The sequence below is a fragment of the Tessaracoccus lapidicaptus genome, assembly GCF_001693815.1.
Lineage (GTDB): Bacteria > Actinomycetota > Actinomycetes > Propionibacteriales > Propionibacteriaceae > Arachnia > Arachnia lapidicapta.
This window is the reverse complement of record NZ_MBQD01000011.1, coordinates 301,685-317,867: the sequence shown is the minus strand read 5'-3', so window position 1 is coordinate 317,867 and position 16,183 is coordinate 301,685. Positions and strand designations below refer to the sequence as shown.

Below are 16,183 nucleotides of genomic sequence, written 5' to 3'. Positions count from 1 at the left end.
GATGGCGCCCAGCGTACCGTCAGGCCGTCGCGGCGAGGCGGTCTCGCCTAGGGTGTGCGCATGGAGAGCTTCTTCGACGCCACGACCACCTGGGACCGGCTCGACGGGTCGCTGCACGTCTACGTCGTCCCCGACGAGGACGTCACGGACCGCCTGGCGGACCTCCAGTCGCGGCTCGACGGCGTGCCGGATCTCCCCGTCATGCCGCGGGCATGGCTGCACTTCACCGTCAACCGCCTCGCGCAGTACGACGAGATCGGCAACCGGGAGATCACCCGGCTCGCCGACGCGCTGACCGTCGAACTCGCCGGGGTGCCGGCCTTCGACCTCAGGGTCGGGCCCCCGCAGGTGCACGAGCGCGCGGTCGAATGCGTCGGCGAGTCGACGCCGGGGTGGGAGGCGCTCGTCGACGGGGTGCGGCGCGCCGCGCTCGGCACCTTCGGCGGCACCATGCCCGACCGGCCGTACGCCCCGCACGTGACCCTCGCCTACGCCACCGGCGACGTGCCGGACCGGGAGATCCGAGCCCGGCTGGAGGGCTCCCCCGAGGTGGGGACGATGCGGGTGGAGACGGCACACCTCATGTCGGTGACGATGCGCCCGGAGCTGGGGTGGTTCGATTTCGTCGAGCTGGCGAACTGGTCCCTCGCCTGAGGAGGAGATCCGTCCGCGGCGCCCCAGGCAGGACTCGAACCTGCGACCGGCTGATTAGAAGTCAGATGCTCTATCCGCTGAGCTACAGGGGCCGACGATCGCCCAGTGTACCGACGTCGGCCGCGGGGTCGCGAGCCGCCGGCGGCGGTTGGGCGGCGCCGCCGTCTCACCCCTAGATTGGGCACCATGAGTGAGAACCTGGTGTGGGTGGACTGCGAGATGACCGGCCTGAATCTGGCGGTCGACGCGCTGATCGAGGTGGCCGTCCTCGTCACCGACGGTGACCTCAACGTCCTCGGCGAGGGCGTCGACCTGCTCATCCGCCCCACCGACGAGCAGCTCGCGCAGATGGACGACTTCGTCCGCGACATGCACACCCGGTCCGGCCTGCTCGACGTCCTGCATGAGGGGATGACCATGGCGGAGGCGACGGACCAGGTGATGGACTACGTCCGGTCCCTCGTCCCGGTGGAGAGGAAGGCCCCGCTCGCGGGCAACACGATCGGGACCGACCGGGCCTTCCTGGCGCGCGACATGCCGGAGTTCGAGAGCTGGGTGCACTACCGCAACGTCGACGTGTCGTCGGTCAAGGAGCTGGCCCGGCGCTGGTATCCCAAGGCCCTCTACCAGGCCCCCACCAAGTCCGGCACGCACCGCGCGCTGTCCGACATCCAGGAGTCCATCGAGGAGCTGCGCTACTACCGCGAGGCCGTCTTCCTCCCCCCGCCGGGACTCACCACCGCCCAGCTGCGGGAGATCAGCGCGCGCCACCACGGCACCGTCACGGGAAACGGCGACGCCACCGCCCGGTGAATTTCCCTCACCGTCGGCGCGTACGCTATTGTTTCCCAGTCGCTTGAGGGCGACGTCATGGTGGGTATAGCTCAGCTGGTAGAGCACCTGGTTGTGGTCCAGGAAGTCGCGGGTTCAAGTCCCGTTACTCACCCCGGCGGAAACCCGTCCCGGCCTGAGTCCCGGGGCGGGTTTTCTGCGTCTGCCCCTCCTCACACCGCGAGGTCGCGGGCGGCGAACGCTCGATACGTCGTGGCGATCGCGGCCCCCACGTTGTCGTCGTAGTAGAAGACCTCGGACGGCAGGTAGCCGACCTGTTGGCGGATCTCGAGGCCGGAGGTCGTGATGTCCTTGCCGAAGACGGTCGCGGTGCCGCTGGTGGGGTGGATGAGCCCGAGCAGGTTCTGATGGACGTCGACTTGCCGGCGCCGTTTGGGCCGATGAACTCGCACTCTGGTCAGGGCCCCGTCGGCGTTCTAGCATTCCGCCCATGATGCGTCTGCGCCGCGCGGACCCCCGCTCGCCGGGGCTCACCCGCCGCCGTCACGGCAAGGGTTTCAGCTACCGCGACGCCGACGGCCGTCCGGTGCCGCCCGACGACGTCGAGCGAATTCGGTCCCTCGCCATCCCTCCGGCCTGGACCGACGTGTGGATCTGCCCGCACCCCAACGGGCACCTGCAGGCGGTGGGCACCGACGACGCGGGGCGCCGCCAGTACCTGTACCACCCGGAGTGGCGCCGCCGCCGGGACCGGTCGAAGTTCGACCGCGTGGCCGAGGCCGCGCGGCACCTCCCGACCGCCCGGCGTCGCATCGAGCGCGACCTCCAGGCCGATGGCCTGCCCATGGAGCGCACCGCCGCGTGCGCCGCCCGGCTCCTGGACGTCGGGTACTTCCGCATCGGCAACGACGCCTACAGCGACGCGCACGGATCGTTCGGGTTGACGACGCTCGAGCGCCGACACGTCCGGCGGCGCGGCGACGTCATGGTGTTCCGGTTCACCGGCAAGTCCGGCGTGGAGCACACGGTGGAGGTCGACGACCCGTCGGCCGTCGCGGTCCTCGAGAAGCTCCGGCGGCGGCGCGACGACAGCCCGCGACTCCTGGCCTTCCGCGACGGCGACAGCTGGCGCGACCTGACCAGCGCGGCGGTCAACGGCTACCTGCGCGACCTGTTCGACGGCGCCATCACGGCCAAGGACTTCCGCACCTGGCACGCGACGGTCATCGCCGCCGCGGCCCTCGCCGACTCCGACGAGCCGGGCGACACCGCCGCCTCCCGCAAGCGCGCGATCCGCGCCGCCGTCGTGGAGGTCGCGGGCTACCTGGGGAACACGCCGACGGTGGCGCGCTCCTCCTACATCGACCCGCGCGTCCTCGACGCCTACGACGCCGGCCTCACCATCGGCGAGGCCACGCGGCGCAGGTACGGCTCCCCCCGTGCCCGGCAGGCGGGCCTGGAGAGAGCCGTCCTCGAACTGCTCAGCTAGACGCGAGGGTCAGAACACCGGCCGCCCGCCCGTCACGCCGACGACGGTACCGCTCACGTACGACGCCTCCGCCGGGCTCGCCAGGAACACGAACGCCCCGGCCAGTTCGGCCGGCTGTCCGGCGCGGCCGAGCGGCGTGTCGCCGCCGAACGAGGGCATGCCGTCGCCCGGCTTGGTCGCCGGCTGCAGCGGCGTCCAGATGGGGCCAGGCGCGACCGCATTGACCCGGATGCCCTTCGAGCCCAGGTCCGCAGCCAGGTTGACCGTGAAGTTGTTGATGGCGGCCTTCGTCGCCGCGTAGTCGATCAGCGGCTCTGAGGGGTCGTAGGCCTGGATGGAGCTCACGTTGATGATGCTCGAGCCCTTGCCCAGGTACTTCAGCGCCTGCTGGCTCACCCAGAACAACGCGTAGAGGTTGGTCTTGAACACGCGGTCCATGTCGGAGGTCTTCACGTCGGCGAGGCCGCTATCGCGGCGGGCCCACTGGAACCCGGCGTTGTTGACGACGATGTCGAGACCGCCCATGCCGGCGGCGGCGTCGTCGACGATCTTGCGGGCGACGGTCTCCTCCGTCAGGTCGCCCGGCACCAGCACGCACGTGCGGCCGGCCTTCTCCACCCACGCCTTGGTCTCCTCGGCGTCGGACTGTTCCTCGGGCAGGTAGTTGATGGCGACGTCGGCCCCCTCGCGGGCGTACGCGATCGCGACCGCACGGCCGATGCCGGAGTCACCGCCGGTGATGAGGGCCTTGAGGCCGGCGAGACGGTCGCGGCCGACCCAGGTCTGCTCACCGTGGTCCGGGGTGGGCTCCATGGGCGGGGTCAGGCCGGGGGGCTGCTGCTCCTGGGCGGGGAAGCCACCCTTCTCGCCGGCGAGCTTCTGAGCCTGCTTGTCCACTGCGTAAAGGTCATCACTCATGCGTCCAGTCAAGACGACGATGTGGCGGAATTCCAGCAATCGGCGAAAAAGCCGCACGGCCCCCGCCCGTGAGGACGAAGGCCGTGCGTGTCAGTGGTACACCACCAGGGACTCGAACCCTGAACCCGCTGATTAAGAGTCAGCTGCTCTGCCAGTTGAGCTAGTGGTGCGCGCGAGGAATAACTCTAGACGCTGTCTCGCCGACGTGTCCAATCGGCCCCCTGCGCGCTCTCCCTTGACTCCTATATCGATGCCCATCAATATTGAGCTATGTCGATATGCGAGCCGGGCATCCTCCCCGATCCCCTCTCTTCAGAGCGAACCGCGGCGCTGACCGGAACCCTCAGGGCTCTGGCTGACCCGGTCCGGCTGCGGATGCTCGCCATGATCGCGGCGGACCCCCGGGGCGAGGCCTGCGGGTGCGACTTCACCCAGGCGATCGAGTTGTCGCAACCAACGCTGAGCCACCACCTCAAGGTGCTCTACGAGGCGGGACTTGTGTCCCGGCGGAGGGAAGGGACGTGGACCTACTACCGGGTCGCTCCCCCCGCCCTCACCGATGTGGCGGACCAGCTCCGCGCACTGACCCAGGGCAGCGTCCCCGAGGTGCACGTCTCGGCCCACCTGGACCTGCCGTCGGACGGGACCGTGGAACACGTCCTCGCGCGCGGCATCGACGAACTGGCCCACCGGTTCACGGGGATCTTCGCCCGCGAGACGGTCGACCGGTACGTCCACGAGTCGTTCCAGACGCTCTACCGCACCGCCCGGATCAAGACATTCGTGCCGATCATGGCGGTCCGCTTCGCCGGCGAACGCCTGACCGCCCTGGCGCAGTCCCGCGGACACCTGCCGAAGGCCGTCCCCGAGGTGCTGTTCGTCTGCACCCACAACGCGGGACGGTCCCAGATGGCTGCCGCGCTGCTGGCCGCCATGGCCCCGGGGAAGGTCCACGTGCGGTCGGCCGGCTCGTTGCCGGCCGCGGATGTCAACCCCGCCGTCGTCGAGGCGCTGGCAGAGCTGGGCCTGGACATCGGCGACGAGTTCCCCAAGCCCCTCACCGACGACGTGGTCCGTGCGGCGGACGTCGTCGTGACGATGGGGTGCGGCGACTCCTGCCCCCTGTACCCCGGGAAGCGCTACCTGGACTGGGATCTGCCCGATCCTGCCGGCCGCCCCGTCGACGAGGTGCGCGAGGTCCGCGACCGCATCTCGGCCAAACTCACCACCCTGCTCGCCGAGCTGGGTATCGCCACCCACTGAAAGGTCCCGCATGTCCGACAAGCCCAGCGTCCTGTTCGTCTGCGTCCACAACGCCGGCCGGTCCCAGATGGCCGCCGGCTACCTGCGCCACCTGGGCGCCGGCCGCATCGAGGTCCGCTCCGCCGGGTCCGCGCCCGCCGACACCGTCAACCCCGCCGCCGTCGCCGCGATGGCCGAGGAGGGCATCGACATCTCGGCCGAGCAGCCCAAGATCCTCACCACGGAGGCCGTCGAGGTGTCCGACGTCGTCGTCACCATGGGCTGCGGCGACACCTGCCCGTTCTACCCCGGGAAGCGCTACGAGGACTGGACGCTCGACGACCCGGCCGGACAGGGCCTCGAGGCCGTCCGCCCCATCCGCGACGAGATCCGCCGTCGGGTGGAGGCACTCATCGAGGAGCTGGTTCCGGCGAGCTGACGCGGCTCAGCCGCCCGTCGGCGCGTAGCCGGCGCCGTAGCGCTCGACGTAGCCGGTGACGTCGCCCTGCTCCAGGGCGGCGGCGAGCGCCGCCGTGCGCGCCTCGTCGAGCAGGTTGACCGAGGCGCCGTTCACGGTCCCGAAGCCCCGGATCGGCACCATGAGCGAGGTCACGCGTCCCGCATCGACGGCGCTGATCGCAGGCACCAGGCCGGTGAGCGCGTCCGCGTCGAGCGGGCCGGTCACCTTCACGTTGCCGTAGAGGCTGGCGAGGAGCTCCGCGAAGCCGGCGGGGTCCTCCGCCAGCCGTTCCTTCAACCGCGACACCATGCCGCTGAGGACGGCGCGATGCCGCTGGGCGCGGTCGAGGTCGCCGAGAGGCATCGTCTTGCGCTCGCGGCTGTAGATGAGGGCGTCGGTCCCGCCGAGCGTGATGGTGCCCGCCGGGAACGTGACGCGTCGCCCGGTGCTCTGCACCGTGACGCTGGTGGCCTTCTGGTTCTGTACGTCGAATCCGTCGAGCCACCGGGTGATGTTGATGAACCCGGTGAAGTTCGCCTGGACGACGTAGTGGATCGGCAGCCCGCCGAGGAGGTTCGACACCGTACCCCGGAGCTTCTCGGTGCCGCCGGCCGGGAAGCTGCCGTTGATCTTTCCGCGCCCACCCCCGGCATAGTCGACGTAGGTGTCGCGGGCGATCGAGACCAGCGTCATGCTCTGGTGGTCGGCGGACAGCTGGGCGACGATGATGGCGTCGGCATTGCCGCCGAGCGACTTCGGATCGCGCGAGTCCGTCCCGAAGAACAGGACGTTGATGACGCCGGCCGGCAACACGTCCACGGGGGACGGGCTGGGCGACGGGCTCGGGCTGGGCGATGGCGTGGGCGTCGGACTCGGCGTGGGGCTCGCAGGTGCGCTGGAGGGCGTGGAGGTGGTGGGCGACGGGGACACGGCGGCATCTCCCGTGCAGCCCATCAGGGCCGGTGGGAGCACGATCCACAGGGCGAAGAGGCGACGCATGGGCCTAGCAAACAACACGCCCGGGCGCGCCCCGCGGCGAGGTCGGGGCCCCGCGCGACCGGCGCCGGCCCCGGTGCGGGAGCGATCAGCCTGAGATCGCCCGGCGGGCCCGCGCCTCCAGCGATGTCCGGCGCTTCGCGATCGAGTTGATGGTCACGGCGAACACGACCAGCCCGAGCACCGCGCCACCGATGGCGAGGAGCCGGTCGGTGCGCCAGCCGCCCTCGTCGTCGCGCACCTGGGAGGCGACCGCCTCGAACTCGGTCTTGGCGAACAGCTTCGTCTCGTCGAGCGCGGCCCGGGCGATGTTCGCCGGCTTGACGGACTCCACGGCATCCGACGCGGCCTGGGCGAGCTTCGCCCGGTTCGCGGCGAGGTCGGCGCGGATGTCCTCCACGGAACGGTTAGAGCCATTAGACATGCGGTTCTCCTCCACTGACTGTCCCCCAGCCTATCGACCCGCCGGCCCCGGGGCTCCAGCCCTCTAGAATGTCGCGCATGACCGCACGACTGACCACGGGCTCGACCGCGCCATCCTTCACGCTCCCGAACCAGGACGGTGACGAGGTCTCGCTGGCCGACTTCGCCGGCCGCGCGGTGATCCTCTACTTCTACCCCGCCGCCATGACGCCGGGCTGCACCACGCAGGCCGTGGACTTCTCCACGGCCATCGACGCGTTCCACGACGCCGGGTACAGCGTGCTGGGCTGCTCCCCCGACCCCGTGGAGCGGCTGGCCAAGTTCAGCAAGTCCTCGGACCTGGGCTTCACCCTGCTGGCCGACCCCGAGCGGGTCGTACACGACGCTTACGGCGCCTACGGCCCCCGCAAGCTGTACGGCAAGGAGATCGAGGGCGTGCTGCGCTCGACGTTCGTCATCGACGTCGACGGCGACGGGGTCGGCACCGTCCGGGTCGCCCAGTACAACGTGAAGGCGACGGGGCACGTGGCCAAGCTGCGCCGCGAACTGGGTGTCTAGTACCGCCTTCCGCACCATCGACACCGCCGTGGACGGCGGCGTTGACGTCGAGTTGGAGATCAAGCGCTCGAGGTTCCTCACCCGGTTGCGTCGCGTCGAGACCGAGGAGGCGGCCCGCGCCGTCGTCGAGGAACGACGTTCGGCGCACTTCGACGCCCGGCACCACTGCTCGGCGTTCGTCCTGGGCCCAGACGGGCGCACCGCACGCAGCTCTGACGACGGGGAGCCCGCCGGCACCGCGGGCGTCCCGATGCTGCAGGTGCTGCAGAAGAACGGCCTGACCGACGTGGTGGCCGTCGTCACCCGCTACTTCGGCGGCATCAAGCTCGGCGCCGGAGGTCTGGTGCGCGCCTACTCGGACGCGGTCGCCGCGGGGATCGCGGCCTCCGGGGTCCGCGAGGTCCGGCTGTGCCGGGTGCTGCGCGTCGACGTCGGCTTCGCCGCCGCCGGCGGGGTCGAGGATCAGCTCCGAGGTCTGGTGCTGCCGTCGGGGGCGTCAGTGGTGGTGGACGGGGTCGAGTGGACCGACGCGGCGCACATCACCGTAGCCGTGCAGGCGGGGACCGAGGACGAACTCGCCGTCGCCATGGCGACGTTGTCGGCGGGCTCGCTCTCCCCGGTCCCCGTGGGCGAGAGGTGGGTCGGCTAGAGCGCCAGGCCGAGGCCCGCCAGGTAGGCCAGCGGGTCGGTGGCGCCGTAGACGTCACCGGGGGTCACGCCGGCCGGGTAGTACTCGAAGTGCAGGTGGTCGCCGAAGGCGCGGCCGGTGTCGCCGACGTATCCGAGCACCTCGCCGGCCTCGATGCGGTCCCCCACGGAGACCGTTCTGCCGCTCAGATGGGCGTAGAGCGTGGAGGATCCGTCGGCGGCCTGGATGGCGACGTGCGTGCCCGCCCAGGAGCCCGCGGTGGTGGCGACGACCGTGCCCGACACCACGGCATGCACCGGCGCCCCGGAGGCCGCCGAGAAGTCCATGCCGGTGTGGTAGCTCGCCCAGCTGCCCGTCGCGCCGAACAGCGCGCTCACCCGGAATGTCCCAGGAGCGAGGGGAAGCGAGGCGCCGTCGACCGCCGCGAGAGCGGCCGTGCCGGCGGCGACCGTCGCGGCCGATCCCGGCGAGGTCGCGGCACGCCGCGGCGTGGAGGCGGGGCTGGGCGTCTCGGGTGCCGTCGAGGACGCCGACCGGCGCGCGGCGGAGGTGGTCGGCGCGGCGGCGGCGGGCGCTTCCGCGGCGGGCTGTTCGGGTTCGGGCTGTTCGGCCGCGAGCTGTTCGGCCGCGAGCTGTTCGGCCGCGAGCTGTTCGGCCGCGGGCTGTTCGGCCGCGGGCTGTTCGGCTGCAGGCTGGTCGGCTGCAGGCTCCTCCGCGGCAGGCTCAGCCATTCCCGGCTCCTGAGCGGCGGGCTCCTCGGCGACCTGCTCGTCGATGGGCTCCTTCTCGGCGCCCTGCCCTGCCTCATCGGCGGCTCCCGACGCGGAGTCCGAGCCGGCCCGCTCGTCCGAGGCCGGCGTGATGTCGACGGACACGCTCGAGGCGGGCTCGACCTCGACGGTGACGGCGGCGGTGGTCGGCTCCGGTTCGGCCGCCGACACGGGCGCTGCCACGGCGAGGGAACCCAGCCCGACGGAGGCAGTGGCCAGAGCCGCGACCGCTGAGCGGCGCCACCAGGCCGTGGGGCGAGGTGCCCAGTCGAGGGCGCGGCGTGGCTGGATGGATGGATCGAAGTTCACGCGGGAACCTTTCTGGTCGGAATACCTCAGACCATTCTGAGAATTTCTCAGCGTTCACCAAACGTCGACTGGCCACTTACACAGCTTGCCAGCACACAGAATGGGCCCGCCGTGGACCTGACAGGGGGCTTCACACCTGAGCTTTCTCAGGTTCTCACAGGTTGGCTGAACCCGGATTTACGCGGTACCGAAGAAGGGACTTGAACCCTCACGCCCGAAGGCACAGGAACCTAAATCCTGCGTGTCTGCCAATTCCACCACTTCGGCTCGCCCCTGCGGGGCGGCCCTAGTCTAGGTGACGCCCGACCGCTCCGCCCAGCGGGAACCGCGACACCACCTCGTAGCGGGCGCCGGGATGGGACTCCACCAGGCACAGTTCCTCGGCCGTCCAGCGCCAGCCGGGGAACGAGTCGAGGATCTCCAGCCAACGCACCGCGGTGAGGCCGCGGTTGTGCCGGGCCAATGTGAGGTGACCGACGAATCGGGCGCCGTCCGCCTCGGCCCCCGCACGACTCGCGGCACCCCGGCAGGACGACGACAGCGCCGCCAACTCGACGTGACCCTCCGGCACCCCCAGGGCGAGGATCCTGGCCCTCCCCGCGTGCGGGAAGGCCAACCCTCCGGCGAGCCGGATGACGAACGGATGCGCCCGCTGCGCCACCTCGGCGAGGTTCTCCTCGAGGCGCTCGAGAGACGCGGCCGGCACATCGGCCATGAACGACGTCGTGACGTGCCACCCCTCCGGCCGGGTCCACCGCAGCGTCGGGTCCGCGCCGCGGCGGGGCTCCAACAGCGCGTCGAGCTCCGCGACGGCGGGGGCGGGCGGCAGGACGGCGGTGAACATGCGCGCTCCCATAGCGCCAACCCTAGCCGCGGCCCTCCACTAGCCTCTGCCCATGGGCAGACTCCGCAGCTGGCTGGCCGGCATTCCGCAACGCTTCTGGTTCATCCCGGCGATCTTCATCGCGGGGGCCATCGTGGTGTCCCAGGCACTCGTGGCCGTGGACCGCTCGGCTCTCACGTTGCCGCCCCTCCTCGAGGGGTTCCTGTTCGCGACCGGAGTCGACGGCGCCCGCGCGCTACTGTCGGCCGTCGCGTCGTTCCTCGGGGTCGCCGGGACCGCGTTCTCGATCACCATCTCGGTGATCAGCACCGCGTCGACCTCGTACGGGCCGCGGCTGGTGCGCAACTTCATGCGCGACCGCAACAACCAGATCGTCCTGGGTGTGCTCGTCGCCACGTTCGTCTACACCCTGCTGGTACTGCGCACCATCCGGTCCGAGTCCGACGACGGCACTGCCTTCGTCCCGCACCTCGCCGTCAACGGCGCGATCGGGCTCGGGGTCATCGACGTGTTCCTGTTCGTGTGGTTCATCCACCACATCGCGGGCTCGGTGCAGGTGGACAACCTGGTCAACGGCGCCACCGACGACTTCCGGCGGGCGGTCGCCGACAACTGGCTCGATCCCGACGACGAGCGCATCGAATCCTTCGAGCCGCCCGCCGACGGGGGCGCCGTCGTCACCCTCGGGCGCACCGGATACCTCACGAATGTCGACGTCGAGGCCCTCGCCCATGACATGGCCGACGTCGACGCCTCCGCCCGGCTGCTCAAGCGGGTCGGGGACCAGGTCGTCGGCGACGAACCGCTTGCGCTCGTCTGGCCGGCGGAGCGGCGCGACGCCGCGGAGTCCCGGATCCGGGACCACGTGCACGTCGGGGCCTCCCGCACCACCGAGCAGGATGTGCGGTTCGCCGAGCAACAGGTCGTCGAGCTCGCCGTCCGGGCCCTGTCCCCCGGCATCAACGACCCGTACACGGCCATCAACGCGGTCGAGGAGGTCGCGGTCGGCATCCTGCTGGCGGTGTCGCGGCCCGACACCGGCACCATCCTCGTCGACGACGCCGGAGCGCCCAGGCTCTACCTGCGCCTCGTCGAGACCGCCGAGATCGTGGACATGCCGTTCGACCACATCCGCCCCTACGGCGCCGGGTCGCGGATCGTGCTCGAGACCCTCGTGGACCTGGCCGCCCGGATCCGGGCCGCAGCCGTGGACCCGACCATCGCCGCGCGGGTCGATGATCGCGTCGACGAGTTGCTCACAGCGGCGGCCGGCCAACTGGACACGAGGGACCTGGGCGCTCTGCGGGAGTACGTCGCCACGAGTCGCTCCACCACGGTGGTCCTGCCCCCAGCCCAGCCTTAGCCCTCACCGCCCCAGATGGCGGCGGAGCGGCGGATGAGGTCGTCCAGATCCGAACGGTGGTCGGCCGGACCGGTGCCGGGAGAGTCGGGCGGGTCCGTGTTGGGCGGGTCGTCGTCTGGGCCCGGTGGTGCCCCGGCCCGGATCTGTCGGAGCCGGAAGCGGCGGTGTTGCCGGGGGCGTCTGGCCGGGTCGATGTGTCGCGGTGGGGTGAACCACGGCAGCCCGGTCACCGGATCCAGATCCACCCGCCACTGCGACTGCTCCGACTGCAGAGGATCCGGTTCCACCAGGCGGTGATGGTGCGGACAGAGCAGCACGCCGTTTCCTAGCCGGGTGTCCCCGCCCTGCCACCAGGGGACGATGTGATGCGCCTCGCAGCAAGCCGGGGTGGCGGCACAGCCGGGGAACGCGCAGCCACCGTCGCGCTGCACCAGCGCTGCCCGCAGGCCGGGAGTGAACATGCGGTAGGTCCGGCCCACATCCAGCAGGCGGGATGGTCCGCCCAGCACGACGGGGATGATCCCGGCATCGCACGCCAGGCGGCGGACCTCGCCGGCGGAGAGGCCGTCGACGTCGTCGAGACCGATCAAGCCGGCCTTGCCGAGGCCGGTGGTGAGGGTGTCGAGGTCGAGGGTGACGTGCAACTGCGGCCTGTCCCCACCATGCCTGGGCAGCGTTCCGATGTTGGCGGCTTTCTGGGTGAGCAGGACCAGCGCATCCGCCCGGCGCGCGTCCCGGGACGCGGCCTCCCCGGCGGAGGTGTAGGTGGAGGCGTCCGGCATCAAGGCGTCCAGTTGCGCAATCAACAACGCCGCGTCCGCGACCGGCAACTGTCCGGTGATGCGCATGGAGCCGTGATAGTCCGGCGCGAGACGTAGGAACCGACCCCGATGAGCTGCGGCTTCCTCCCGCGCGAGGCGCTTCGCATCGTCGGCATCCGATGCGTCGGGGTCGATGATCTCGACCAGACGCGCCGCCAACACTCGCAGCTCGGACGGGCCGAGGGTGTCGGTGTGGGCGAGGATCTCCTCCTCGCAGCGCGTCAGCTCCGCCCGGGTCAATCGCCCAGGGAGCTTCCGCAAGCCGGTGACGATGGCGTCGGCCTGGGGCAGCGAGATGGTGCCGTCGTTCAAGGCGGCGCCGATCAGCGGGAACCGATCGCACAGGTCCTGCGCGAGCCGGAGACTGGCGGTGGCCTGGGCGGGGGTGGTGCGCACCGACTGCCGCACCCCATCGATCACGCTCTCCGCCGCGGCCAGCTTCGCCTCATGCAGGAGATGGAGGCGTAGACCAGCCAGTTGGGCTTCGGCCTCGGTGACCGCGGCGACGAGGCCGGAGAGGCGGTCTGCGGGGGTGTCGTCGGTGGTGAGTGACAGCGCGGCGTCCCACAGTGCAGCGATGGATCGCTGCATCTGCTCGCGCATGGAATCACTCATGTGAACTATTCTGACAGGGGCCACTGACAATTTCGGATCGGTGCTTCGGTCACGGATCGACGCCTGCGGCGTCGGCTTCGAGACTCGCCCGGACGGCTCCGCCGTCGGGCGCGACCTCAGCGAACGGTGCCGGCGCCAACCCAGCGATCGATGGGGTCCCGCGAGGGGGTGGGACGGGGGGCGGCTGCGCGCAGTGATGCCCAACCCGAGGATCGCCCGGCTGGCGTCCCGCCTAGACGAACCCCTGCCAGGGCCGCCCCGCCGGCACGCACCCGGACCCGGCCACGCCACCGTCGAACCAGTGGGGGGAGACGGGAACCGACGCTCGGGCGGCCTCGGCTACTCAACCTCAGCCATCCGTTCACCTGAACAGACCACCCGTCCACGAGGGCCGCCCGAGCGTCGGGTCACGGCTCCCCACACCATCAGCGGACGGGGTTGAGGGATCGACGCCTGCGGCGTCGGCTTCGAGACTCGCCCGGACGGCTCCGCCGTCGGGCGCGACCTCAGCGAACGGGGATGGCGTCGGCTTCGAGACTCGCCCGGACGGCTCCGCCGTCGGGCGCGACCTCAGCGAACGGTGCGGGCGCGACCTCAGCGAACGGGCAGGCGCTATGGGCGCGTGGCGACGCGGCGGCTAGTCGTCGGACTCCGCGACTGCCGCGGGCAGCGGGTCGATGTCCGCGGGGCGCAGCGCCTCGTCGTCGACGGCGAACGTGCGGATGGGGCCCGGGCCCGTCTGTCGCGTCTCGAACCGCACCGTCACGCGGCCGAGACCCGACCCCCAGACCCAGCCGCGCCCCCACTCGTCGTGGATCACGTCGGCACCGGGGTGAAAACCGCGACCCCGCACGCCGCTGAGCCCGACGTCACCGTCCTCCACGGACGTGCTCGCGGACGTCGCGCCGGCGTCTTCGTCACCGAACAGCCGCTCCTGCGCCGAGGTCGAGAAGTTGCTCACGCCGATGCCGAGCAGCCGGACGCCCGCCCGCACGTCGATCTCGCCCAGCAGCGCCAGTCCGGTCGCCGTGATGACGTCCTCGGCGTCGGTCGCGCCGCCGAGCCGGCGCGCCACGGTCCGGGTCGTGAAGTCCGGGAATCGCACCTTGAGCGTGACGGTCCGTGCGAAGTACCCCGCCTTGCGGAGCCGTGCCGTGACGGCCGCCGCATCGCGGCGCAGGATCTGCTCCAGCTGGGCGCGGTCCGTGAGGTCGGTGGCGAACGTGTCCTCCGTGGAGATCGACTTCGGCTCCCGCTGGGGTTGGACCGCGCGGTCGTCGCGCCCCCACGCCAGTGCGGCCAGCCCCTCCCCCGCTGCCTGGCCGAGTTCGCGGATCAGCTCGGCCGGGTCCGCCTCGCGCAGCTCCGCCACGGTGTGGACGCCGATCGCGACGAGGCGCTGTTCGGTCGCGGGCCCCACCCCCGGCATCGCCCGCACGTGCAGCGGCGCGAGGAAGTCGAGTTCCTCGGCCGGGTCCAGGATGCGCACCCCGTCGGGTTTGGCGGCCTCGGAGGCCAGCTTGGCGAGGAACTTCGACGACGCCACACCGACGGAGGCCGTCAAGCCCTCCGTGCGCCGGGTCAGCTCGGCGCGCAGGTTCGCCACGCGGTCCTCCAGCTCATGCTCGGCCCAACGGGTCGGCCCGAGATCGACGTACGCCTCGTCGAAGCTCAGCGGCTCGACCAGCGGCGAGACCTCGCGTAGCAGCCCCATGACGATCCGCGACGACTCCCGGTAGGCCGCGAACCGGCCACCCAGGAACGCGGCGTTCGGCGCGCGGCGGCGCGCCTCGGTGCCCGCCATCGCGGAGCGGACCCCGAACCGGCGCGCCTCGTAGGAGGCCGTCGCGACGACTCCGCGCGGCCCGGCGCCGCCGACCACCACCGCCTTCCCGCGCAGGCTCGGCTTGTCACGCTGCTCGACGGCAGCGAAGAAGGCATCCAGGTCCAGATGGAGGATGCGTCGGGTCATCGGGCCGATCAGCCGGCAGGAGGGGCCGGCAGGTATCGGGCGAAGTGGAAGCCCTCCCGGATCTCCCGCGACACCTCGGTCCACTCCCGCGGCGAGATGACCGGGAACCGGGCCGCGCCCTCGGGCTGCTGGTGCACGTGCGTGATGTCGAGCTCGGTGAGGTAGGGCCAGGCCGCCTCGTAGATCTGCGAGCCGCCCCCGACGAAGCAGATCCGATCCGGCGTCTCGGCGGCCAGGTCCAGGGCCTCGGTGATGGAGTGGGCGACCTCGACCCCGTCGTCGCTCCAGTCCGGGTCCCGGGTGACGACGATGATGCGGCGGTCCGGCAGCAGTCCGATCTGCTCGTGGGTGCGGCGGCCGAAGATGACGGTGTTGCCGGTGGTCACCTTTTGGAAGCGCCGGAAGTCCTCCGGGATGTGCCAGAGCATGTCCTCGCCGGAGCCGATCACCCAGTTGTCGGCCACGGCCGCGATCGCGACGATCCGCATCATTCCTCCACCGTCTGGAACGACACCAGTTCGCCGTTCGCGTCGATCTCCGCCCACCCGGTCGACGAGCCGTTGGACACCCACACGGTGCCATGCGGCGCACCGTCGATCGCGGACATCTCAAGGTCGACGACCTCGCCGCTGGCCTGGAAGCCCGTGGCCTCGACGGCGGTCGCCGTCCAGCGCTCCACCTCGGCGAGCGGAACCCCGGCCGGGGCCCCGGCCACGCCGTCCTCGGTGACGTCCAGAGCGCCGCCAGGCGTGAACACGAACTCGGCGCCCTCACCGGGTGAGCGTTCCGTGGTCGCCATGCCGGTGATCTGGTCCATGGTGACGCGCAGGTGGGCGACCTGGTCGAACCCGCGGTCGGCGAGTGCCGCCATCGCCTCGCTGACGCCGTCGATGAAGATGGAGTCGATCGCAAACTCGCCGGGCATCCACATCTCCTCGACGCCCCCGGACATCGACGTCGGGGCCCGCATCACCGTCACGCCCGCCAACCCGAGACCCGCCACGGCCACCACCGCGACACCGCCGACGAGCAGTCCGCGCCGGTTCGTGCGCGGCTCGAACACGGCGGGCGGGCCAGGCTGCGGCCGGAACGCCGCCGGCGGCTGATCGACAGGCGCGATGGCCGGCCGGGGCAGGCCCTCGAACTGAGCCATGGCGTCGCGGTGGGTGACGGCGGCGAGCACGCCATTGCTGCGCGCCTCGAACTCCTTCTCGTCCAGCCGGCCGTCGGCGTAGGCCGTGGAGAGCAGGTCGAGATAGCGGTCCCGCTCGGCGAACGTCGGCCTCAGCTCACTCATGCGCGTAGGCT

18 protein-coding genes and 4 tRNA genes are annotated in these 16,183 nt (G+C 71.3%); 9 read left to right on the top strand and 13 right to left on the bottom strand.

Going from position 1 to position 16,183, the window contains the following annotated elements; genetic code table 11:
- Nucleotides 1–60: 60 nt before the first annotated feature.
- On the top strand, nucleotides 61–654 hold the full coding sequence (locus BCR15_RS04825; RefSeq protein ID WP_068750935.1) for a 2'-5' RNA ligase family protein: 594 nt from the start codon (nucleotides 61–63) through the stop codon (nucleotides 652–654).
- A 19-nt stretch (nucleotides 655–673) separates the two neighbouring features.
- Here the strand turns inward: BCR15_RS04825 and BCR15_RS04820 are convergent.
- Nucleotides 674–746, bottom strand: a tRNA-Arg gene (locus BCR15_RS04820).
- 94 nt (nucleotides 747–840) lie between these two features.
- On the opposite strand from BCR15_RS04820, the gene orn reads away from it, so the two are divergent.
- Both orn and BCR15_RS04810 read left to right on the top strand, forming a co-directional pair.
- Complete coding sequence (orn, locus tag BCR15_RS04815; protein ID WP_068750934.1) at nucleotides 841–1,467, top strand: oligoribonuclease; 627 nt, start codon at nucleotides 841–843, stop codon at nucleotides 1,465–1,467.
- Nucleotides 1,468–1,527: 60 nt separating this feature from the next.
- Nucleotides 1,528–1,600, top strand: a tRNA-His gene (locus tag BCR15_RS04810).
- 58 nt (nucleotides 1,601–1,658) lie between these two features.
- Here BCR15_RS04810 and BCR15_RS04805 read toward each other — a convergent pair.
- On the bottom strand, nucleotides 1,659–1,898 hold the full coding sequence (locus tag BCR15_RS04805) for a hypothetical protein (protein WP_068750932.1): 240 nt from the start codon (nucleotides 1,896–1,898) through the stop codon (nucleotides 1,659–1,661).
- 38 nt (nucleotides 1,899–1,936) lie between these two features.
- On the opposite strand from BCR15_RS04805, the gene BCR15_RS04800 reads away from it, so the two are divergent.
- On the top strand, nucleotides 1,937–2,935 hold the full coding sequence (locus tag BCR15_RS04800) for a DNA topoisomerase IB (RefSeq protein ID WP_068750930.1): 999 nt from the start codon (nucleotides 1,937–1,939) through the stop codon (nucleotides 2,933–2,935).
- A gap of 9 nt (nucleotides 2,936–2,944) precedes the next feature.
- Here the strand turns inward: BCR15_RS04800 and BCR15_RS04795 are convergent, their stop codons facing one another.
- Both BCR15_RS04795 and BCR15_RS04790 read right to left on the bottom strand, forming a co-directional pair.
- Nucleotides 2,945–3,853 carry an SDR family oxidoreductase gene (locus BCR15_RS04795; protein ID WP_068750928.1) on the bottom strand — a complete coding sequence of 303 codons (909 nt, stop codon included), beginning with the start codon at nucleotides 3,851–3,853 and terminating at the stop codon, nucleotides 2,945–2,947.
- Between the two features lie 94 nt (nucleotides 3,854–3,947).
- Nucleotides 3,948–4,023, bottom strand: a tRNA-Lys gene (locus tag BCR15_RS04790).
- 100 nt (nucleotides 4,024–4,123) lie between these two features.
- Between BCR15_RS04790 and BCR15_RS15240 the strand changes: the two genes are divergently transcribed.
- Nucleotides 4,124–5,116 (top strand): metalloregulator ArsR/SmtB family transcription factor, encoded by a 993-nt coding sequence (locus BCR15_RS15240; protein ID WP_078919683.1) that lies wholly within the window; start codon nucleotides 4,124–4,126, stop codon nucleotides 5,114–5,116.
- A 10-nt stretch (nucleotides 5,117–5,126) separates the two neighbouring features.
- Nucleotides 5,127–5,534, top strand: coding sequence for an arsenate reductase ArsC (locus tag BCR15_RS04780; RefSeq protein ID WP_068750926.1), 408 nt, complete (start codon nucleotides 5,127–5,129; stop codon nucleotides 5,532–5,534).
- Between the two features lie 6 nt (nucleotides 5,535–5,540).
- On the opposite strand, the gene BCR15_RS04775 is transcribed toward BCR15_RS04780, so the two are convergent.
- Together BCR15_RS04775 and BCR15_RS04770 are read right to left on the bottom strand one after the other, a co-directional pair.
- Nucleotides 5,541–6,374 carry an LCP family protein gene (locus BCR15_RS04775; RefSeq protein WP_068750924.1) on the bottom strand — a complete coding sequence of 278 codons (834 nt, stop codon included), beginning with the start codon at nucleotides 6,372–6,374 and terminating at the stop codon, nucleotides 5,541–5,543.
- Nucleotides 6,375–6,639: 265 nt separating this feature from the next.
- The gene (locus BCR15_RS04770; RefSeq protein ID WP_141680034.1) at nucleotides 6,640–6,975 is read right to left on the bottom strand and encodes a DUF3618 domain-containing protein; all 336 of its coding nucleotides are present in this window, start codon (nucleotides 6,973–6,975) and stop codon (nucleotides 6,640–6,642) included.
- A gap of 77 nt (nucleotides 6,976–7,052) precedes the next feature.
- Here BCR15_RS04770 and BCR15_RS04765 point away from each other — a divergent pair, with 77 nt between their 5' ends.
- Both BCR15_RS04765 and BCR15_RS04760 read left to right on the top strand, forming a co-directional pair.
- Entirely contained in the window at nucleotides 7,053–7,532 is a 480-nt protein-coding gene (locus BCR15_RS04765; protein ID WP_068750920.1) for a peroxiredoxin, read from the top strand.
- Nucleotides 7,525–8,181: an IMPACT family protein gene (locus tag BCR15_RS04760; RefSeq protein WP_068750918.1), complete on the top strand. Its 657-nt coding sequence runs from the start codon at nucleotides 7,525–7,527 to the stop codon at nucleotides 8,179–8,181. The genes BCR15_RS04765 and BCR15_RS04760 overlap by 8 nt, the downstream gene beginning before the upstream one ends.
- Here the strand turns inward: BCR15_RS04760 and BCR15_RS04755 are convergent.
- The 3 genes from BCR15_RS04755 to thpR form a co-directional block, all read right to left on the bottom strand.
- On the bottom strand, nucleotides 8,178–9,260 hold the full coding sequence (locus BCR15_RS04755; protein ID WP_068750916.1) for a M23 family metallopeptidase: 1,083 nt from the start codon (nucleotides 9,258–9,260) through the stop codon (nucleotides 8,178–8,180). The genes BCR15_RS04760 and BCR15_RS04755 overlap by 4 nt on opposite strands.
- 185 nt (nucleotides 9,261–9,445) lie before the next feature.
- A tRNA-Leu gene (locus BCR15_RS04750) sits at nucleotides 9,446–9,527 on the bottom strand.
- A 19-nt stretch (nucleotides 9,528–9,546) separates the two neighbouring features.
- A complete protein-coding gene (gene thpR / locus BCR15_RS04745) occupies nucleotides 9,547–10,116 on the bottom strand; it encodes an RNA 2',3'-cyclic phosphodiesterase (RefSeq protein ID WP_068750914.1) in 570 nt (189 codons plus the stop codon).
- A 40-nt stretch (nucleotides 10,117–10,156) separates the two neighbouring features.
- On the opposite strand from thpR, the gene BCR15_RS04740 reads away from it, so the two are divergent.
- The gene (locus BCR15_RS04740) at nucleotides 10,157–11,467 is read left to right on the top strand and encodes a DUF2254 domain-containing protein (protein ID WP_068750912.1); all 1,311 of its coding nucleotides are present in this window, start codon (nucleotides 10,157–10,159) and stop codon (nucleotides 11,465–11,467) included.
- On the opposite strand, the gene BCR15_RS04735 is transcribed toward BCR15_RS04740, so the two are convergent.
- The 4 genes from BCR15_RS04735 to BCR15_RS04720 form a co-directional block, all read right to left on the bottom strand.
- Nucleotides 11,464–12,903 carry an HNH endonuclease signature motif containing protein gene (locus BCR15_RS04735; protein ID WP_068750910.1) on the bottom strand — a complete coding sequence of 480 codons (1,440 nt, stop codon included), beginning with the start codon at nucleotides 12,901–12,903 and terminating at the stop codon, nucleotides 11,464–11,466. The genes BCR15_RS04740 and BCR15_RS04735 overlap by 4 nt on opposite strands.
- A 637-nt stretch (nucleotides 12,904–13,540) precedes the next feature.
- Nucleotides 13,541–14,875 carry a DNA polymerase IV gene (locus BCR15_RS04730; RefSeq protein WP_068750908.1) on the bottom strand — a complete coding sequence of 445 codons (1,335 nt, stop codon included), beginning with the start codon at nucleotides 14,873–14,875 and terminating at the stop codon, nucleotides 13,541–13,543.
- An 8-nt stretch (nucleotides 14,876–14,883) separates the two neighbouring features.
- Entirely contained in the window at nucleotides 14,884–15,363 is a 480-nt protein-coding gene (locus BCR15_RS04725) for a dihydrofolate reductase (RefSeq protein ID WP_068750906.1), read from the bottom strand.
- The gene (locus BCR15_RS04720) at nucleotides 15,363–16,172 is read right to left on the bottom strand and encodes a DUF1707 SHOCT-like domain-containing protein (RefSeq protein ID WP_068750904.1); all 810 of its coding nucleotides are present in this window, start codon (nucleotides 16,170–16,172) and stop codon (nucleotides 15,363–15,365) included. The genes BCR15_RS04725 and BCR15_RS04720 overlap by 1 nt, the downstream gene beginning before the upstream one ends.
- Nucleotides 16,173–16,183 lie beyond the last annotated feature (11 nt).

Coding starts and splice junctions, on each gene's coding strand:
- BCR15_RS04825 (WP_068750935.1), top strand. CDS start 61: ATGGAGAGCTTCTTCGACGCCACGACCACCTGGGACCGGCTCGACGGG.
- orn (WP_068750934.1), top strand. CDS start 841: ATGAGTGAGAACCTGGTGTGGGTGGACTGCGAGATGACCGGCCTGAAT.
- BCR15_RS04800 (WP_068750930.1), top strand. CDS start 1,937: ATGATGCGTCTGCGCCGCGCGGACCCCCGCTCGCCGGGGCTCACCCGC.
- BCR15_RS04795 (WP_068750928.1), bottom strand. CDS start 3,853: ATGAGTGATGACCTTTACGCAGTGGACAAGCAGGCTCAGAAGCTCGCC.
- BCR15_RS15240 (WP_078919683.1), top strand. CDS start 4,124: ATGTCGATATGCGAGCCGGGCATCCTCCCCGATCCCCTCTCTTCAGAG.
- BCR15_RS04780 (WP_068750926.1), top strand. CDS start 5,127: ATGTCCGACAAGCCCAGCGTCCTGTTCGTCTGCGTCCACAACGCCGGC.
- BCR15_RS04770 (WP_141680034.1), bottom strand. CDS start 6,975: ATGTCTAATGGCTCTAACCGTTCCGTGGAGGACATCCGCGCCGACCTC.
- BCR15_RS04765 (WP_068750920.1), top strand. CDS start 7,053: ATGACCGCACGACTGACCACGGGCTCGACCGCGCCATCCTTCACGCTC.
- thpR (WP_068750914.1), bottom strand. CDS start 10,116: ATGGGAGCGCGCATGTTCACCGCCGTCCTGCCGCCCGCCCCCGCCGTC.
- BCR15_RS04740 (WP_068750912.1), top strand. CDS start 10,157: ATGGGCAGACTCCGCAGCTGGCTGGCCGGCATTCCGCAACGCTTCTGG.
- BCR15_RS04735 (WP_068750910.1), bottom strand. CDS start 12,903: ATGAGTGATTCCATGCGCGAGCAGATGCAGCGATCCATCGCTGCACTG.
- BCR15_RS04730 (WP_068750908.1), bottom strand. CDS start 14,875: ATGACCCGACGCATCCTCCATCTGGACCTGGATGCCTTCTTCGCTGCC.
- BCR15_RS04725 (WP_068750906.1), bottom strand. CDS start 15,363: ATGCGGATCGTCGCGATCGCGGCCGTGGCCGACAACTGGGTGATCGGC.
- BCR15_RS04720 (WP_068750904.1), bottom strand. CDS start 16,172: ATGAGTGAGCTGAGGCCGACGTTCGCCGAGCGGGACCGCTATCTCGAC.